This is a genomic window from Pseudomonas sp. SHLD1 (assembly GCF_028640935.1).
In the GTDB taxonomy this organism is placed as follows: Bacteria; Pseudomonadota; Gammaproteobacteria; order Pseudomonadales; family Pseudomonadaceae; genus Chryseomonas; species Chryseomonas aestiva.
On the sequence record NZ_JAQZAD010000006.1, the window covers coordinates 508,714 to 526,547 of the forward strand.

The 17,834-nt window shown below is 67.0% G+C and carries 16 protein-coding genes and 3 pseudogenes; 11 read left to right on the forward strand and 8 right to left on the reverse strand.

Annotated elements, in window-relative coordinates; all coding sequences use genetic code 11:
- Positions 1-36 precede the first annotated feature (36 nt).
- Positions 37-543: a peptide deformylase gene (def, locus tag PVZ77_RS02380; protein WP_007160149.1), complete on the reverse strand. Its 507-nt coding sequence runs from the start codon at positions 541-543 to the stop codon at positions 37-39.
- Between the two features lie 229 nt (positions 544-772).
- Between def and PVZ77_RS02385 the strand changes: the two genes are divergently transcribed.
- The 3 genes and pseudogenes from PVZ77_RS02385 to PVZ77_RS02395 all read left to right on the forward strand — a co-directional run bounded on the left by PVZ77_RS02385 (position 773) and on the right by PVZ77_RS02395 (position 3,551).
- A complete protein-coding gene (locus PVZ77_RS02385) occupies positions 773-1,804 on the forward strand; it encodes a LysM peptidoglycan-binding domain-containing protein (protein WP_273805471.1) in 1,032 nt (343 codons plus the stop codon).
- Between the two features lie 50 nt (positions 1,805-1,854).
- Positions 1,855-2,917 (forward strand): annotated as a pseudogene (dprA, locus tag PVZ77_RS02390) (DNA-processing protein DprA).
- 79 nt (positions 2,918-2,996) lie between these two features.
- Entirely contained in the window at positions 2,997-3,551 is a 555-nt protein-coding gene (locus PVZ77_RS02395; protein ID WP_273805470.1) for an L-threonylcarbamoyladenylate synthase, read from the forward strand.
- Position 3,552: 1 nt separating this feature from the next.
- Here the strand turns inward: PVZ77_RS02395 and PVZ77_RS25970 are convergent, their stop codons facing one another.
- From PVZ77_RS25970 to PVZ77_RS02405, 4 genes and pseudogenes are all read right to left on the reverse strand, one after another.
- Entirely contained in the window at positions 3,553-4,011 is a 459-nt protein-coding gene (locus PVZ77_RS25970) for a response regulator (protein WP_443218024.1), read from the reverse strand.
- Positions 4,012-4,254 (reverse strand): annotated as a pseudogene (locus PVZ77_RS25975) (ATP-binding protein); the annotation flags it as partial.
- Positions 4,255-4,452: 198 nt separating this feature from the next.
- A pseudogene (locus PVZ77_RS02400) lies at positions 4,453-6,936 on the reverse strand (PAS domain S-box protein); the annotation flags it as partial.
- Between the two features lie 158 nt (positions 6,937-7,094).
- Entirely contained in the window at positions 7,095-8,072 is a 978-nt protein-coding gene (locus tag PVZ77_RS02405; RefSeq protein ID WP_273805468.1) for an NADPH:quinone reductase, read from the reverse strand.
- 143 nt (positions 8,073-8,215) lie between these two features.
- Here PVZ77_RS02405 and hemF point away from each other — a divergent pair, with 143 nt between their 5' ends.
- Together hemF and aroE are read left to right on the forward strand one after the other, a co-directional pair.
- Positions 8,216-9,145 carry an oxygen-dependent coproporphyrinogen oxidase gene (hemF, locus tag PVZ77_RS02410; protein WP_273805467.1) on the forward strand — a complete coding sequence of 310 codons (930 nt, stop codon included), beginning with the start codon at positions 8,216-8,218 and terminating at the stop codon, positions 9,143-9,145.
- 4 nt (positions 9,146-9,149) lie between these two features.
- The gene (aroE, locus tag PVZ77_RS02415; protein ID WP_273805466.1) at positions 9,150-9,965 is read left to right on the forward strand and encodes a shikimate dehydrogenase; all 816 of its coding nucleotides are present in this window, start codon (positions 9,150-9,152) and stop codon (positions 9,963-9,965) included.
- 184 nt (positions 9,966-10,149) lie between these two features.
- On the opposite strand, the gene PVZ77_RS02420 is transcribed toward aroE, so the two are convergent.
- Positions 10,150-10,575: a hypothetical protein gene (locus PVZ77_RS02420; RefSeq protein ID WP_273805465.1), complete on the reverse strand. Its 426-nt coding sequence runs from the start codon at positions 10,573-10,575 to the stop codon at positions 10,150-10,152.
- Positions 10,576-10,646: 71 nt separating this feature from the next.
- Between PVZ77_RS02420 and PVZ77_RS02425 the strand changes: the two genes are divergently transcribed.
- Complete coding sequence (locus PVZ77_RS02425; RefSeq protein ID WP_273805464.1) at positions 10,647-10,997, forward strand: MerR family transcriptional regulator; 351 nt, start codon at positions 10,647-10,649, stop codon at positions 10,995-10,997.
- Positions 10,998-11,174: 177 nt separating this feature from the next.
- On the opposite strand, the gene PVZ77_RS02430 is transcribed toward PVZ77_RS02425, so the two are convergent.
- Positions 11,175-11,726 (reverse strand): gamma carbonic anhydrase family protein, encoded by a 552-nt coding sequence (locus tag PVZ77_RS02430; RefSeq protein WP_273805463.1) that lies wholly within the window; start codon positions 11,724-11,726, stop codon positions 11,175-11,177.
- 44 nt (positions 11,727-11,770) lie between these two features.
- On the opposite strand from PVZ77_RS02430, the gene prlC reads away from it, so the two are divergent.
- The 5 genes from prlC (at position 11,771) to gloA2 (ending at position 16,777) form a co-directional block, all read left to right on the forward strand.
- The gene (gene prlC, locus PVZ77_RS02435) at positions 11,771-13,867 is read left to right on the forward strand and encodes an oligopeptidase A (protein ID WP_273805462.1); all 2,097 of its coding nucleotides are present in this window, start codon (positions 11,771-11,773) and stop codon (positions 13,865-13,867) included.
- Positions 13,864-14,136, forward strand: a complete 273-nt coding sequence (locus tag PVZ77_RS02440; RefSeq protein ID WP_158890069.1) for a YheV family putative zinc ribbon protein — start codon at positions 13,864-13,866, stop codon at positions 14,134-14,136. The genes prlC and PVZ77_RS02440 overlap by 4 nt, the downstream gene beginning before the upstream one ends.
- 364 nt (positions 14,137-14,500) lie before the next feature.
- Positions 14,501-14,959: an anti-virulence regulator CigR family protein gene (locus PVZ77_RS02445; protein ID WP_273805460.1), complete on the forward strand. Its 459-nt coding sequence runs from the start codon at positions 14,501-14,503 to the stop codon at positions 14,957-14,959.
- Between the two features lie 262 nt (positions 14,960-15,221).
- The gene (locus PVZ77_RS02450) at positions 15,222-16,388 is read left to right on the forward strand and encodes a lactonase family protein (protein WP_273805459.1); all 1,167 of its coding nucleotides are present in this window, start codon (positions 15,222-15,224) and stop codon (positions 16,386-16,388) included.
- Positions 16,388-16,777, forward strand: coding sequence for an SMU1112c/YaeR family gloxylase I-like metalloprotein (gloA2, locus tag PVZ77_RS02455; RefSeq protein ID WP_273805458.1), 390 nt, complete (start codon positions 16,388-16,390; stop codon positions 16,775-16,777). Before PVZ77_RS02450 ends, gloA2 begins: the two co-directional genes overlap by 1 nt.
- 7 nt (positions 16,778-16,784) lie before the next feature.
- On the opposite strand, the gene PVZ77_RS02460 is transcribed toward gloA2, so the two are convergent.
- The gene (locus tag PVZ77_RS02460; RefSeq protein ID WP_273805457.1) at positions 16,785-17,771 is read right to left on the reverse strand and encodes a choline sulfate utilization transcriptional regulator; all 987 of its coding nucleotides are present in this window, start codon (positions 17,769-17,771) and stop codon (positions 16,785-16,787) included.
- Positions 17,772-17,834: the final 63 nt, after the last annotated feature.

Genomic DNA, 17,834 nt, shown 5'->3' on the forward strand with positions numbered 1-17,834 from the left:
AGCGGCGGACGCCGATGACGCCGTCCGCCAGGGCGATCAGGCCTTGTGGCGCTGCTGCTTTTCGAGCTTCTTCTTGATGCGATCGCGCTTGAGCGGCGACAGATAGTCGACGAACAGCTTGCCGTCGAGGTGATCGATCTCGTGCTGGATGCACACCGCCAGCAGGCCGTCGCATTCCAGCTCGAACGGCTTGCCGTCGCGGTCCAGGGCCTTGACCCGGACGCGCTCGGGGCGGCAGACCTTTTCGTAGAAACCGGGGATCGACAGGCAGCCTTCCTGGTACTCGCCCAGTTCCTGGGTGAGCGGCTCGGCCTCGGGATTGATGAAGACCAGGGGTTCGCTCTTGTCTTCGCTGACGTCGATCACCACCAGGCGGCGATGGACGTTGACCTGGGTGGCGGCCAGACCGATGCCGGGCGCTTCGTACATGGTCTCGAACATGTCGTCGATGGTCTGGCGTAGGGCGTCGTCCACCGTGTCGATGGGCTTGGCGACGGTGCGCAGGCGGGGATCGGGGAATTCGAGGATGTCTAGGATCGCCATGGCGTTGAGGGCACTTGTGGAATACAGTCAAGGGGCGCTGCTAAGATGCCGCAGCGTTGTTTCCACCCGGCTCGGGCTGGTCCCGAATGGTGGATGACGTCGGTCGACGGGGATGAGCGCCTGCGCTGCCCGGTGCCGACAAAGGTGGCGATCAGGGCACGACTGGGGCGATTCCCCGACGTTTGCGTGAAGACGGTTCTTCAAAGCTAAGTGTAAAGGGATTCGACGCATGAGGAAATCTTTGTTCGCCCTAGCGCTGGTTGCAGCGGGCGCCCTGCAGTCGGCGTACGCGGCGGTCACCCTGCGACAGGATCATCCGGAAAGCTATACCGTGGTCCGCGGCGATACTCTCTGGGACATCTCCGCCAGATTCCTCAGCAAGCCCTGGGAATGGCCGGAGATCTGGCAGGCCAATCCGCAGATCAAGAATCCCCACCTCATCTATCCCGGCGATACCCTGGTACTGAGCTATGTCGACGGTCAGCCGCGTCTGCAGCTCAACCGCGGCGCCTCGCGCGGCACGGTCAAGCTGTCGCCCACGGTGCGCAGCACGCCCATCGCCGAAGCCATCCCGGCCATTCCGCTGGAAGCGGTCAACAGCTTCCTGCTGCAGAATCGCGCCATCGATTCGGCCGAACAATTCCAGGCGGCGCCCTATGTGGTGGCCGGCAACGCCGAGCGGGTGGTGAGCGGCGCCGGCGATCGCATCTATGTGCGCGGCAAGCTGCAACCGGGCGTCTCGGCCTATGGCATCTATCGCCAGGGCAAGACCTATGTCGATCCCAAGACCGGCGCCTTCCTCGGCATCAACGGCGACTTCATTGGCAGCGCCGATCTGGTTACCCAGGAAGGCGACATCGCCACCCTGCGGCTGACCCGCACCACCCAGGAGGTGCGCCTGGGCGACCGGCTGTTCCCCACCGAGGAGCGGCTAGTGAATTCCACCTTCATGCCCAGCGCGCCGGCGCGTGACATCAGCGGGCTGATCCTCGACGTGCCCCGTGGCGTCACCCAGGTCGGCCAATTCGATGTGGTGACCCTGAACAAGGGCACCCGCGATGGGCTAACCGAAGGCAATGTGCTGGCGGTCAACAAGACCGGCGAGACGGTGCGCGATCGCATCACCGGCGAGCTGGTGAAGATCCCCGACGAGCGCGCCGGCCTGCTGATGGTGTTTCGCACCTACGACAAGATCAGCTACGGCCTCATCCTGACTGCCACCCGCCAACTTGCGATCATGGACAAGGTGCGTAACCCCTAACCCCTTCGGGTCGCCAGGACGGCGACCGGCCACCCCTCAAGGATGACACCATGGCCAGCCTCTCCCCTACCGAGCTGGACGCCCGGCTTCGCCTGCATGCCCTACCGGAACTCGGCGCGGTGCGCCAGCGCCTGCTGCTGGATGCCTTTGGCAGCGTCGCTGCCGCCCTCAATGCCCCCGCCTCGGCCTGGCGTGCCCTGCGTCTGCCGGCGTTAGCTGCGGGTGCCCGCCGTAGCCCGGCAACCCGCGAACGGGTCGATGAGGCGCTGGCCTGGCTGGACGGCCCCGAACGCCACCTGCTCTGCCTGGGTGACGACCGCTATCCGGCGTTGCTGGCCGAAATCGCCGATCCACCCCGCTGCTGTTCGTCGAAGGACAGGTCGAGTTGCTCGAATGGCCGCCACTGGCCCTGGTCGCCAGGTCAGTGCCCAGGGGCTGGACAATGCCCGGCGTTTCGCCCAAAGCCTAGCCGCGGCTGACCTCTGTATCACCAGTGGCCTGGCGCTGGGCATCGATGGCGCGGCGCATCAGGGCGCCCTGGATGCCAGCGGCGGCACGGCCGCCGTGCTGGGCACTGGCTTGCGGCAGCTCCATCCACGTCGGTACCTGGGTCTTGCCCGGCGCCTGCTGGCCGAGGGTGGCGCGCTGGTTTCGGAATTACCGCTGGATTGCACCCTCCAGGCCGCCAACTTCACACGGCGCAACCGGATCATCAGCGGCCTCAGCCTAGGTACCCTGGTGGTGGAGGCCAGTCCCTCCAGCGGTTCGCTGATCACCGCGCGACTGGCCGCCTAGCAGGGCCGCGAGGTGTTCGCCCTGCCCGGCTCCATCTATCATCCCGGTGCCCGCGGCTGTCATCAGCTGATCCGCGAGGGCGCGCAATTGGTGGAAGGCGTGGAACACATCCTCGAAGCCTTGCAAGGTTGGTGCAGCCTGGCCCCGCTCGCTGCGGCCGCGGCAGTGGAGGATCATCCCCTGCTGCGCCACCTGATCGCCGGACCGCTCGACAGCGAAGAGCCGGTGTGGCTGAGCGGCCTGTCGCTGCCGGAGATACTGGTCCAGCTGACCGAGCTGGAGCTGGACGGCCGGGTAGTGGCGCAGCAGGGCAGCTAGAGTCGACTCGGCTGGTGGCGCATGACTGGCATCGGCAGCGCGCTGGGGTAGACTTCAGGGATTTGGCGGAGGCTAGGCGATGCATAACAGCTGGCGAGTGCGGCAGGCGGCGCGAATCGTGCGCGAGGGGGGCGTCCTGGCCTACCCCACCGAGGCCGTCTGGGGCCTGGGCTGCGATCCATGGGATCAGGCCGCGGTCTATCGCCTGCTGATGCTCAAGCGGCGACCGATGGAAAAGGGTCTGATCCTCGTGGCCGACAACATCCGCCAGTTCGACTTCCTGCTCCACGATCTGCCGGAGGCTTCCCTGGCCAAACTGGCCAGCACCTGGCCGGGGCCCAACACCTGGCTGGTGCCGCACCACAATCGCCTGCCTGGCTGGGTGACCGGCGCTCACGCCACCGTGGCGTTGCGGGTCTCCGAGCATCCCCTGGTGGGCGAACTCTGCGCCCTGACCGGTCCGCTGATCTCCACCTCGGCCAATCCCGCCGGCCGCCCGGCCGCGCGCACCCGGCTGCGTGTCCAGCAGTACTTTGCTGATAACCTGGACGGCATCCTCATGGGCGAACTAGGTGGGCGCAAGAATCCCAGCGTGATTCGCGACCTGGTGACCGGAAAGGTCTTCCGGCCCTAGGTCAATCGAGCAGTTGGCGCAGCAATCGTGCAAGCGCATCGATCTGGAACGGCTTGGCCAGCGAGAGCTCGCCATTCGGGGTCGGCCGCTCGGCGTGACCGCTGACGAATAGCACCGGTAGCTTCGGCCAGCGTTCGCGCAGGCGCGCTGCCAGCTCAGCTCCGTCGAGATCCGGCAGGCCGAGATCTGTGATCAGCAGGTCACAGGGCATATCGCCGTCGACCAGGGTGAGCGCCGCCGAGGCACTGGAGGCGGTGCGCACGCGGTAGCCCAACTCGGTGAGCATCTCGCGTAGCAGCAGCCGCACCGAAACATCGTCCTCCACCAGCAGCAGCCGCTCGCCCCGGCTCTGGGCGATGGCCGCCTGGGGCGTGTCGCTCGCCGCCGGCCGCTCGGGCTGGGCACAGGGCAGCCAGAGGCTGACCCGGGTGCCGCTACCCAATTCGCTCTCCAGGGTCACCTGACCACCCGACTGCTTGATGAAGCCATAGAGCATCGACAGGCCCAGACCAGTGCCCTGGCCAATGGGCTTGGTGGTGAAAAAGGGATCGAAGGCGCGATCCACCACCTCGGCCGGCATGCCGCTGCCGGTGTCGGCGATGGTCAGGCGCACGTAATCACCCGCCGGTAGGTCATGCTCGGCGGCCAGGTCGGTGACGTGATCGAGGGCGGTTTCCAAGGTTAGCTGGCCGCCCTCGGGCATGGCGTCGCGGGCGTTGATCACCAGATTCAGCAGGGCGTTCTCCAGCTGGTTGGTGTCGGTGCGCGCCGGTGGCAACTGCAACGCGAGGCTGCTGCGCAGGCTGATGCGTTCGCCCAGGGTACGCTGGAAGAGTTCTTCCAGGGACAGGATCAGGTCATTGACGTTTACCGGCCGCGGGTCGAGGGTCTGTCGGCGCGCGAAGGCCAGCAGGCGATGAGTCAGGGCGGCGGCACGGGTGGCGGATTGCTCGGCGGTGTCCAGGTAGCGCTGCAGGTTATCGTGGCGACCCTGGTCCAGGCGTCGGCGCAGCAATTCCAGGGAGCCGCTGATGCCGGTGAGCAGGTTGTTGAAGTCATGGGCGATGCCGCCGGTGAGATGCCCGATGGCTTCCATCTTCTGCGCTTGGCGCAGCGCGGCCTCAGCGTTCTGCAAGGCCAGGGCAGCGTCGTGTTCGACCGTGACATCGCGACCGAAGACATAGATGCGTCCATCATCATCGGCAGTGGCCTTCCACATTATGTGGCGCCAGTGGCCGTCGCGGGTGCGCAGGCGCCCGGGCAGATCGCTGAGCACCTCGCCATGGCTCAAGCTGGCTAGGCGCGGAAACACTGGAGGATCGTCCGGGTGCTCCAGCGAGGTCGGCGGTTGATGACGCAATTCCTCGTCGTCCCAGCCTAGGGTACGGCCCCAAGCGGGATTGCGGCTGAGCCAGCGTTGCCCTTGGATAACGCCGAGTAGGTCGTCGGCTACCCGCCACATGCGGTCGCGCTCAACAGTGCGCTCGTGGACGCGCTGTTCTAACAGTTCGGCCAGCCGCCGCAGGCGGTGCTCGGCCATGCGGATCTCGCTGACGTCGGTGTGCACGCCCACCCATTCGCAGACTACGCCGTTCTCCCGCACTGGCAGGGCGCGCACGCTGAAGGTGCGCCACTGGCCGTCGCGACAGCGCAGCCGGTGCTCGTCGTGGAAGTCCACCTGCTGCTGCACCGCCAGGCGCCAGCGGCGCAGCGTGCGGGGGGCATCCTCGGGATGCAGGGCATCGGCCCAGCCGTCCTGCTGATACTGCGCATAGCTCTGCCCGGTCAGGGTGCTCCAGGCGAGTTGTTCGCCGAGCAGATGGCCCTGGGCGTTGCTGGTCCAGACCACCCCCTGCACCGCCTCCACGGCATTGCGGAAGCGCTGGTTGGACAGGTGCAGCGCGGCTTCGGCCTGCTTGCGCTGGGTGAGATCCACCACCACCAGACTCACCGACAGCGGCTGGCCGACTTCCGACTGCAGCGGCGAGCCGTGCAGGCTGACCCAGACCACCGAGCCATCCGGACGCAGGAAGCGCTGGTCCAGCTTGAAGCTGTCGCCCCGCTCGCGCAGGGTGTCGAGGTGGCGCTCCAGGATGGCCCGATCCTCGGGATGGGTCTGGGCCTGCAGGGTCTGTTCCAGCACCCCGACCTCGTTGCGATCGAGCATTTCGCAATAGCGACGATTGGCGAGCAGGATGCGCCCGCGGGCATCGGTCTGGCAGATGCCGACCGCCGCCTGGTTGATCAGGCTGGCCAGGCGCGCGCTGTGCTCGCGCAGGGCGGTTTCCGCATCGACGCGCTGCTGGACATCGTCGAACAGGGTAACCGAGGCGATCACCTCGCCGGTGGCCGAGCGGACCGGCGCGCTGGAGACTTCCAGCAGCCGGATGCTGCCGTCGGGTCGCCGATAGCGCATCAATTCGGGCGCCACCGCCTGACCGCTGCGCAGCACCCGTACCGTGGGATAGTCGTCCACCGCATAGGGCTGGCCATTGGCGTGCAGCGCGCCGATGGCGCCATAGCGCTCGTCCAGCGTCTCGCCGGCCGGGCGTCTGCCCAGCAGGATATCGACGCGGTCGTTGAGCATCACCGCCTCTTCGCTGCCGGCCTCGGTGATGGAGATGCCCAGGGGCGCCTGCTGCAGCACGCTGGCCAGCAGCCCCTGTTCCAGCGACAACCGCCGTTCGAGGTGGCGGACCTGGTCCTGGGTCTGCTGCCGCATGAGCAGGGCGCCCAGCAGCAGGGCCAATTGATCCAGCACCAGCCGGGTATCCGCCTCGACGGCGCCGCCCAGTTGCAGATAGCCCTGGGGCTGGGTGGCCGGGCCGAAGGGGATGAGCAACTGACCCGCCGGCGGACTGCCCGCCTCGGCCACGGCCAGCAGCCGCGCCTGGGGATCGTCGGCCAGGTCCCGCAGGGCCTGGGTGGCGCACAGTCTCAAGGCGGCCAGATCCGTGGTGCCGCTAAGGCGGCGAGACCATTCGCCGAGCGCCTGCAGGCGTTGCGGTAGGTCCCGCTCGGCGCTGCGCCGGGCGGCGAAACGGGCACGGCTCGCCGGGGCCTGCCAGACGTGCAGCAGCCAGCCCACGGCGACATCGGCTCGGCGCAGCGGCACCAGGTGCAGGTCGAGACGTACCAGGTGACCGTCGCGGTGGCGCAGGCCCTGGGTCTGGCAACGTTCGAGGGCGCTCAGCCAGCCGTCGGCCGGCGGTTCCGGGAGCAGCAGGCCGACGATGGATTCACCGAGCCAGTCCTGCGCCGTCCAGCCCAGCAGCCGGGCGACGGCCGGGCACCACTGCCCGATCCGGCCTTCGGCGGTCAGGGTGATCAGCGCCGTGTCCGTGGCGGTGTCGAGCAGGCTGGCGAGGGGGCTGGAGATAGGCATGACGAGGGCAGCGATCCGGCCGATTCTGGAAAGAACGTCGAGGCCGTGACGACCTGACTGTCCGAGATAGACCGGCGTTTACCCCCGTCGTGCCGCCTGGCTGCGGGAAACTTAATGGCCGTCACGATTTACCCGGCCAGGCACCCGGGCGCTTCGCCTCAGGGCAGCAGGATGGTCGAGCCGCTGGTCTCGCGACCCGACAGCGCCCGATGTGCCTCCTGCACCTCGGCCAGCGGATAGCGCCGGCCGATGTCCACCTGGATGCGGCCATCGGTGATCAGCTCGAACAGCTGATCGGCCATGTCCTGCAGGGCTTCGGGCGAGGCGGCGTAGGTGGCCAGGGTCGGCCGGGTCACATAGAGCGAGCCCTTCTGCGAGAGAATCCCCAGGTTGACCCCGGTGACTGCGCCGGAAGCGTTGCCGAAGCTGACCATCAGCCCGCGCGGGGCCAGGCAGTCCAGCGACATTTCCCAGGTGTCCTTGCCGACGCCGTCGTAGACCACCGGCACCTTGGCGCCCTCGGTCAATTCGCGGACCCGCGCCGGGACGTCTTCCTGGCGGTAGTCGATCACTGCCCAGGCACCCAGCGCCTTGGCCTTTTCCAGCTTTTCCGGGGAGCCGGCGGTGCCGATCAGGCGTACGCCCAGGGCCTTGGCCCACTGGCAGGCCAGAGAGCCGACGCCCCCGGCCGCGGCATGGAACAGCACGGTGTCGCCGGCCTGCAGCGGATAGGTCTGGCGCAGCAGGTACTGCACGGTCAGCCCCTTGAGCATGACCGCGGCGCCCTGTTCGAAGGAGATCGTCTCCGGCAGGTGCACCAGATGCCGCTCGGGCAGCACATGGACCTCGGCATAGGCGCCCAGCGGCCCGGTGGCATAGGCCACGCGATCGCCGGCCTTGAAGCGAGTGACGGCGCTACCGACCGCTTCCACCACCCCGGCACCCTCGGTGCCCAGACCCGAGGGCAGCGCCGGCGGCGGATAGAGGCCGCTGCGGTAATAGGTCTCGATGAAGTTGAGGCCGATGGCGTGGTTGCGCACCTGCACCTCGTCGGGGCCGGGCGCGGCGGGTTCGAAATCCACAAGTTCGAGTACTTCGGGACCACCGGTGCGGCTGAACTGGATGCGCTGGGCCATGCTTGAGTATCTCCTGGTTGGAGCCCTTGGCCGGGCTCTCTTGGGGTGAGCCTTCATCCAAGCCGCAACCGCGGGCCACGTCAACCGGTCGGATACGGGTGTTATGCTCTCCGCCCTCCCCGCCTGTTGTGGAAATCCTTGCGATGAATCCCTCCCTGGAGGCCGTCAAGGCCTATCTGCTCGATCTGCAGGAGCGAATCTGCGCCGCACTGGAAGCCGAGGATGGCAGCGCAGCTTTCGCCGAAGACGCCTGGACCCGGCCGACCGGCGGTGGTGGCCGCACCCGGGTGATCGCCGACGGCGCCCTGCTGGAAAAGGGCGGCGTGAACTTCTCCCATGTGCATGGCGACAGCCTGCCGCCCTCGGCCAGTGCCCATCGCCCGGAACTAGCCGGGCGCAGCTTCGAGGCCATGGGCGTCTCCCTGGTCATGCACCCGCGCAATCCCCATATCCCCACCGCTCATGCCAATGTGCGCTTCTTTCTCGCCGAGAAGCCCGGCGAGGCGCCGGTCTGGTGGTTCGGCGGCGGTCTCGACCTTACCCCCTACTACGGCAACGAGGCCGACTGCGTGCACTGGCACCAGGTCTGCCATGACGCCTGCGCCCCCTTCGGCGCGGACGTCTATCCGCGCTACAAGGCCTGGTGCGACCGCTATTTCCACCTCAAGCACCGGGGCGAACCACGGGGCATCGGCGGCCTGTTCTTCGATGACCTGAACGACTGGGACTTCGACACCTGCTTCGCCTTCCAGCGCGCCATCGGCGATGCCTTCGTCGACGCCTACCTGCCCATCGTCCAGCGCCGCCGCGACCAGCCCTACGGCCAGGCCGAGCGGGAATTCCAGACCTATCGCCGCGGCCGCTACGTGGAATTCAACCTGGTCTATGACCGCGGCACCCTGTTCGGCCTGCAATCCGGCGGGCGCACCGAGTCCATCCTCATGTCGCTGCCGCCCGAGGTGCGCTGGGGCTATGACTGGAAACCCGTACCCGGCTCGCCGGAAGCACGGCTGACCGATTTCTTTCTCACCGACCGCGACTGGCTCGCGCTCGCCCCGACGCCCGCAGGATAGACCCATGGATCGCTATGCCGTCTTCGGCAACCCCATCGCCCACAGCAAGTCGCCGCTGATCCACAGCCTGTTCGCCGACCAGACCGGTCAACGCCTGCACTACGGCACGCTGCTGGCGCCGTTGGACGGCTTCAGCGAAAGCGCCCGCAGCTTCTTCCAGAGCGGCCTGGGCGCCAATGTCACGGTGCCCTTCAAGGAAGAGGCCTACCAGCTGTGCGACGACCTCACCTCGCGCGCGCGGCGGGCCGGGGCGGTGAACACCCTCAAGCGCCAGCCCGATGGTCGCCTGCTGGGCGACAACACCGACGGCGCCGGGCTGGTCCGGGATCTCACGGTCAACGCCGGTCTGCAGCTGGCCGGCCAGCGCGTCCTGGTGCTGGGCGCCGGCGGCGCCGTGCGCGGCGTGCTGGAGCCGTTGCTGGCCTGCAACCCCGGACAACTGGTGCTGGCCAATCGCACCGAACTCAAGGCGGTGCAACTGGCGCGGGAGTTCGCCGAGCTGGGGGCCATCGAGGTGGCCGCCTTCTCCACCCTGCGCGAGCCCTTCGACGTCATCATCAATGGGACCTCGGCCAGTCTCGGTGGCGGTCGTCCGCCCCTGTCGGAAGCGGTCATCGGCCCGCAGACGGTGACCTACGACATGATGTACGGGAAGGACCTCACCGCCTTCAACCGCTGGGCGCAGGCCGAAGGCGCCTTCCACACCCTGGACGGTCTGGGCATGCTGGTGGAACAGGCCGCCGAGGCCTTCGAACTCTGGCGCGGCGTGCGTCCCGACAGCGCCCCGGTGCTGGCGGAGTTACGTCGCCAGCTGGGCTGAGGTCGGGCCTGGGCGGTGTTGGGCTTCGCTGTGCTCGACCCAACCCACGGCCATCGCGGCCATGGGTTGCTCCTACAGGCTCCGACGCGATCGTAGGAGCGGCCGCATTGGCGGACCGCCATGGCTGCGATCAGTCGTAGGTTGGGTTGAGGCGGCTCCATCGCCGAAGCCCAGCGGACCGCGGTCAGCCCGCCAGTGGGGGCTGGAGTCCGCGCGAGGTCGACGACACCGGCCACGCCTGGGCGACGCCGAAGCCGATTTCGACTAGCAGGAACAGCGCCAGCAAGGGACTGGCGCCCTGGTACAGCGCCCAGGCCTGCCAGAGGGCGAACAGGCCCCTGGCCACGGCGTCGTAGCGTCCCAGCAGCAGCGAAGGCCTGACCAGGCGCAGCACAGACCAGACGCACACCAGGGAGCCCAGCAGATTGCCCAGCAGCAGGGCTTCCGGCGGGAACCCCGCCAGGGGCGCCAGGCCAAGTGCCTGGCCGAGACCGTCGAGCTGCCGCAGCAGCCAGGCCAGGCTCCAGGGGGTGGCGAAGGGCGCGGTAACCAGCAGATCATAGAGGGCGCTGGCACGAACCAGCCGCAGATAGGGCGCAAGCTTCCACATGGACGGACTTCCTTGAACGAGAGGAAGTCCAGTGTCGACCCTGGAGCTAGGTCCAGGGTCAAGGAGAACGGATGCGTATCGGCACCCTCGCCCAGGCCACCGGCCTGAGTCGCGACACCCTGAGATTCTACGAGCGCCAGGGGCTGCTCAAGGCCCGGCGCCAGGCCAACGGCTATCGCGACTATCCGCCCGAAGCCGTGGAATGGCTGGGCTACATCCGTACCGCCCACCGGCTGGGTTTCAGCCTGCAGGAAATCGCCGCCAACCTTGCGGACGTCGAGCGCGCTGCTGACCCGGATGCCTATCTGCAAAAACTGTTGCGCGACAAGCTCAGGGTCATCGAGGCGCGCATCGACGAATTGCAGGCGTTGCGTGGGGTGCTGTATTCGCGCCTGGGGGAAGCCTGTCCGCTGCGGGGGTAGCCGAGCGTTGGGCTTCGCTGCGCTCAACCAAACCTACGGTCATCGCGGCCACGGGCGGCTCCTACAGGCTCCGACGCAATCGTAGGAGCGGTCGCATCGACGGACCGCCATGGTCGCGATCAGTTGTAGGTTGGGTTGAGGCGGCCTTATCGCCGAAGCCCAACAGGACCAGGCCTGCTAGGCCCCCTCCTCCCCATATCCCTCGGCCAGATGCTGGTCCTTGAGCTTCACGTAGTTGCCGGCGCTGTAGGTGAAGAAGGCGCGTTCCTTCTCCTCCAGCGGGCGGATCTGCTTGACCGGGCGACCGACGTAGAGGTGGCCGCCTGCCAGCCGCTTGCCCGGCGGGACCAGGCTGCCGGCGCCGATCACCACGTCGTCCTCCACCACCGCGCCGTCCATGACGATGCTGCCCATGCCCACCAGCACACGGTCGCCAATCGTGCAGCCGTGCAGGGTCACTTGGTGGCCGACGGTGACGTCGCTGCCGATCAGCAAGGGATAGCCGTCCGGATTGAAGGGGCCGGCGTGGGTGATATGCAGCACGCTGCCGTCCTGGATGCTGGTGCGGGCGCCGATGCAGATGCGATGCATGTCGCCGCGGATCACCGTCAGCGGCCACACCGAGCTGTCTGCGCCTAGCTCGACCTCGCCGATCACCACGGCGGTGGCGTCGACGAAGGTGCGTTCGCCCAGGTGCGGGGTCTTACCCTGGAAGGTCCTTATGGTCACGATAGATACCTTTTCTCGTCGGAAGGGTCTTGAGACCTATTAGGATGGGCTCCATATATAACTGTCAAAGCCATCGCCCCGAGGGGAACGCCGTGAGCGCCAGCAATCCGCTGCTTCAGTCCTACGACCTGCCGCCCTTTTCCGCCATCAAGCCCGAGCACGTCGAGCCGGCCATCGACACCGTCCTGGCCGAGAACCGTGCCGCCCTGGCCAAGCTGCTGGAGACGCAGAAGGAACACCCCACCTGGGCCGGCCTGGTGCTGGCGATGGACGAGCTGAACGATCGGCTGGGCCAGGCCTGGAGCCCCATCGGCCACCTCAACGCCGTGTGCAACAGCGCCGAGCTGCGCGCTGCCTACGAGGCCTGCCTGCCCAAGCTGTCGGCCTATTCCACCGAGATCGGCCAGAACAAGGACCTCTTCCAGGCCTACAGCCGCCTGGCCGAGAGCGAAGAAGCCAAGGGCTTCGACGCCGGCCAGAAGACCACCCTGGAACATGCCCTGCGTGATTTCCGCCTGTCCGGCATCGACCTGCCGCCGGCCGAGCAGCAGCGCTATGCTGCCATCCAGGCGCGCAAGTCCGAGCTGGGCAGCAAGTTTTCCAACCAGTTGCTCGACGCGACGCAGGCCTGGACCAAGCACCTCACCGACGAAGCGGCCCTCGCTGGCCTGCCCGAATCGGCCAAGGCCCAGTTGCAGGCCGCTGCCCAGGCCAAGGAGCTGGACGGCTGGCTGGTGACCCTGGAATTCCCCAGCTACTACGCGGTGATGACCTACGCCGATGACCGCGCCCTGCGTGAAGAGGTCTACGCCGCCTATGCCACCCGCGCCTCCGAGCAGGGTCCCAACGCCGGCCAGTTCGACAATGGTCCGGTGATGGAGGAACTGCTCGATCTGCGTCAGGAACTGGCGCGTCTGCTGGGCTACGCCAACTATGCCGAGCTGTCGCTGGCCACCAAGATGGCCGAGAGCAGCGACCAGGTGCTGGGTTTCCTGCGCGACCTCGCCGTGCGCTCCAAGCCCTTCGCCCAGCGCGACCTGGAAGAACTACGCGCCTTCGCCGCCGAACAGGGCGTGCAGGACCTGCAGAGCTGGGACACCGGCTATTTCGCCGAGAAGCTGCGCCAGCAGCGCTATGCGCTGTCCCAGGAAGAGGTTCGTGCCTGGTTCCCGGTGGACAAGGTGCTCTCTGGCCTGTTCGCCACCGTGCAGAAGCTCTATGGCATCGAGATCGCCGAGCTGCGCGACTTCGAGAAGTGGCACCCGGACGTGCGCCTGTTCGAGATCAAGGAAAACGGCACCTCCATCGGCCGCTTCTACTTCGATCTCTATGCCCGCGCCAACAAGCGCGGTGGCGCCTGGATGGACGGTGCTCGCGACAAGCGTCGCGATGCCCAGGGCCGACTGATCGATCCGGTGGCCTACCTGGTCTGCAACTTCACCCCGGCCAGCCCCGGCCAGCCGGCGCTGCTCACCCATGACGAGGTGACCACCCTCTTCCACGAATTCGGCCACGGCCTGCACCACCTGCTGACCCGCGTCGAGCATGCCAGCGTCTCCGGCATCAACGGCGTGGCCTGGGACGCGGTGGAGCTGCCCAGCCAGTTCATGGAGAACTGGTGCTGGGAGCCCGAGGGCCTGGCGCTGATCTCCGGTCACTACGAGACCGGCGAGCCGCTGCCCCAGGAGCTGCTGGACAAGATGCTGGCGGCGAAGAACTTCCAGTCCGGCCTGATGATGCTGCGCCAGCTGGAATTCTCGCTGTTCGACTTCGAATTGCACGCCAGCCATGGCGACGGTCGCAGCGTGCGCGAGGTGCTGGAAGGCATCCGCGACGAGATTTCCGTGGTGCGGCCGCCCGCCTACAACCGTTTCCCCAACAGCTTCGCGCACATCTTCGCCGGCGGTTATGCTGCGGGTTACTACAGCTACAAGTGGGCCGAGGTGCTGTCCGCCGATGCCTTCGCCAAGTTCGAGGAAGAAGGCGTCTTCAATCCGCAAACCGGTCGGGCCTTCCGTGAAGCCATCCTGGCCCGCGGCGGCTCCCAGGCGCCCATGGTGCTGTTCGTCGACTTCCGCGGCCGCGAACCCAGCATCGACGCCCTGCTCCGCCATTCCGGGCTTAGCGAGGAGGCGGCGTGAGCGAGCCGATCCGCAAGAGGTTCATCGCCGGGGCGGTCTGCCCGGCGTGCCAGGCGCAGGACACCCTGAAGATGTGGACTCAGGACGGCACGCCCAACCGCGAGTGCGTCTCCTGCGGCTACAGCGACACCCTGGACGAGCGCGGCAATTCGGTCCCCAAGGAATTGCCGACGCGGGTCAACATCAGTGCGCTGAAACCCAAGAAGCCCGATCCTAAGGTGCAGGCCGTGCAGTTCTTTCCCAATCCCAAGCTGAAGAAGCCGGAATAGGGAGAGGCGACCTCCAGAAAAGCCGCGCCCGGTCATTCAGGCGCGGCTTTTACATTTCCAAGATGGGGAAAATCGGTCTGCGCACGGCTTGATTGCAGGCAAAAACGGGCACCAGCGTAGGGGGGTCCCAGGCTTTATCCACAAAAAGCGGATTCGATAGCCAGCCGATCATCTTTTTAATCCATTGATAATAAAGGACTTTTATTTAGCCTCTAACAGGATTTGGAGATTTCTTGCGGAGTTATACCGCTTTTATCCCCGATTTATCCACAGGCTATAAGTCAGGAATTACCCGGGAGTCTTTTTCAGCCGCCAGACTTCAGGTGTATAACCGCTGCCGTCGCCCCCTACGAGGAATTCCCCGATGCGTACCCTCCTCTCCGCTGCAGCCCTCTGTCTGATCGGCAACCTGGTCCTGGCCGCGCCTCCGGATCACGGGCCTGGCGGGCCTAAGGGGCCGCACGGACCGGGCTGGCAGGAGCTGGGTGGCCCCCATGGTCAGGGGCCGGGTTCCGAATCGCACGGCCTGGGTCGCCCGGGTGCCGGACCGGCCGCGGGTGGACCGCCGGATCTGGGACCGGCGCGGGAGCGCATCCAGGCACTACGCGGCCAGATCGGCCGCGGTGGCGACCTGCCGCCAGGGCTGCGTCTGGAGCGCGGGCGTCCTTTGCCTCCCGGGTATGGCCGACCACTGCCGCCGGGTATCGCCCGCCAGCTGCCGGATTATCCGGGCTACGAATGGCGGCGGCTGGGTACCGACATGGTGCTGGTTGCCGTGGGCACCGGGCTCGTCTACGCCATCCTGCAGGGCGTGCTGGACTAGCCTGACCCATTCTTTTACCGGCAGGCCTCGGGCGATGCCGAGTTCACCGCAGGCTCTGGCACGGTCTCCTCAGGCCGATTGGCCCGACGTGGACCGCCAGCGCGCTGGCGCAGGCGATAAATGGCGAAAGGCCTCTGGCACAGTGCCAGCCCGGATTTCAGTAGAATAGCCGCCGCGCGTGGCCGCCTTCCGCCTACAGTCGGTAGGGAAACCAGGCCGCCTCGCATCGGTCTCAACGCCCATCGCTCGCCAAGGATTTCCCATGAGAGCTCTGCCTCGTCTGCTGCCGCTGGCCCTGTTCGCCCTGCTCGTCGGGCACAACGCCCCAGCCCGCGCCGAACCCGGCCTGTTTAATCTGCTGGTCGGCAGCTACACCGCGGGCAGCAGCCAGGGGCTGTATGTCTATCGCTTCAACAGTCGCAACGGCCAGATCGATGGCCCGCTGCGCATCGTCAAGGCATCCAATCCCTCTTTCCTGACCCTGTCGCGGGATGGCCGGACCCTGTTCACCGTTAACGAGAATGGTCGGGGTTCGAGCGGCGACAGCATCGGGCGGGTCACCTCCTATCGCTTCGAACCCGGCAATGGCCGCCTGCAGCAGATCAGCCAGGTCAAGAGCCTGGGCGACGAGCCGACCCATTCCAGCCTCAGCACCGACGGCAAGTTCCTGTTCGTGGCCAACTACTCCAGCCTGCCGGAGGGCTCCCTGGCGGTGCTGCCGATCCAGGACGGCGGCGTGCTCAGTCCGGTGGCACAGATCGAGTTCCACCAGCCCAGCGAACAGCATCCGCGCCAACAGTCCAGCCATGTGCACGCGGCGGTGACCACGCCGGACGGCCGCTTCGTCTTCGCCCCAGATCTGGGTGCCGACAAGGTATTCGTCTATCGCTATCTGCCGCAGCAGCCGGAACGGCCGCTAGTGGCCGCCGAGACGCCCTTCGTGCCGGTGCCGGAAGGCAGCGGGCCGCGCCACCTGGTGTTCAGCGCCGATGGCCGCTACGCCTACCTGACCCTGGAGCTGGCCGGCCAGGTCATGGCCTTCGCCCATCAGGACGGCATGCTGCGGCAGTTGCAGAGCTACAGCCTGACACCCCAGGAATTCACCGGCGAGCGGGATGCCGGGGCCCTGCACCTGTCCGGCGACGGACGTTTCCTCTATGTCGCCAGCCGTGGCACGGACAACCAGCTTGCCGTGTTCGCGGTCAATCCCGAGGGCACCCTGACCTTTGTCGAGCGCCATCCGGTCAATGGCCTGTCGCCGCGGGAATTCGCCATTGACCCGTCCGGACGGTACCTGCTGGTGGCCAACCAGAAATCCAACCAGCTCAAGGTCTTCGCCCGTGATCCCGACAGCGGCAAGCTCGGCGATGAACTGCAGAGCCTGGACGTTGGCGCCCCGTCCGACCTCAAATTCGTCGCGGTACCCTGATGACCCACTTCGACCGTCTGCACCACGTGGCGCTGATCTGCGCCGACTACGAACGCTCCCGGCACTTTTATACCGAGATCCTCGGGCTGCCGGTGATCGCCGAGACCTATCGCGAGGCCCGGCGCTCCTGGAAGCTGGATCTGGCAGTGGGCGCGTATGCCCAGCTGGAGCTGTTCTCCTTTCCCGATGCCCCGCCCAGGCCGTCGCGCCCGGAGGCCCAGGGACTGCGCCACCTGGCCTTTGCCGTGGCCGACTTGGACGCCACCGTCGCCCACCTGCAGGGCCATGGCGTGGTCACCGAGCCGATCCGCACCGACGAGCTGACCGGCAGGAGATTCACCTTTTTCGCCGATCCGGACGATCTGCCACTGGAAGTCTACGAGCGCTGAGTTCAGCTCAGGTCGCCAGCCGCGCGCCGGCCAGGGACTCACGCGGCAGCTCCAGCTCTTCCAGCAGCCAGTCGAGAAAGCGCTGCACCAGTCGCTGGCGCCGCTTGCGCTCGGGCAGGATGGCGTAATAGCCATAGCGCGAGGTGGCCAGTCCGGCGAAGGGGCGGCAGAGCAGTTCCTGCCGCAGCAGATCGTCCACTAGGTGGCGCCAGCCGATCGCCAGCCCCTGGCCGGCGATGGCCGCCTGGATCACCAGGGTGTAGTTGTCGAAGCTCAGCACCGCGCCGGACGGCGCCGCGGGCAGGGGCGCCAGGTCCAGCGCCGGCAGCAGGGTCTTCCAGTCGTACCAGCGGCTGTTGGGCGCCGCCTTGAGATGCAGCAGCGGCCAGCGCCCCAGCTCCATGGCGGGCAGCGGCGGCTGCCGACCCTGGAGCAGACGCGGACTGCACACCGGAAAGACCTCTTCGCGAAACAGCGGCCAGGCTTCGCCATGCTTGAAGCGGCCGTCGCCGAAGCCCAGGGTGATGTCGATCTCCGGACCGGGCAGCGGCACCCGATCGCTGGTGACTAGGCTAACGTCCAGCTCCGGGTGGCGGGCATGGAAACGCGGCAGGCGCGGCAACAGCCAATAGGCGGCGAAGGCGAAGTCAGTAGCTACCTGCAGGACTTCATGGGCAGGCCGGGCGGTGACCAGGCGTACCCCTTCGTCCAGGGTGGCGAGGCCGGCTTCCACATATTCCTGCAGCAGCTGTCCGGCCTCGGTGAGCAGGATGCCGCGATGGACCCGGTCGAACAGCCGGACCTGCAGCTGGGCTTCCAGGCGCTTGATCTGCTGACTGATGGCCGGCTGGGTGGTGCCCAGTTCGCTGGCGGCCGCGGTAAAGCTCAGGCGGCGCGCCACCACCTCGAAGGTGCGCAGGCTGTCCAGCGCCAGGGCAGGGCGGTCGGCTGGGAGGGTGGCGTCCAAGAAGGCTTTTCCATGGCGGTCAGACATAAGCCCAGCTTATCCGAAACATCACTCCAGATGGCCTTCACGCAGATTTTTCAGCATCGGATG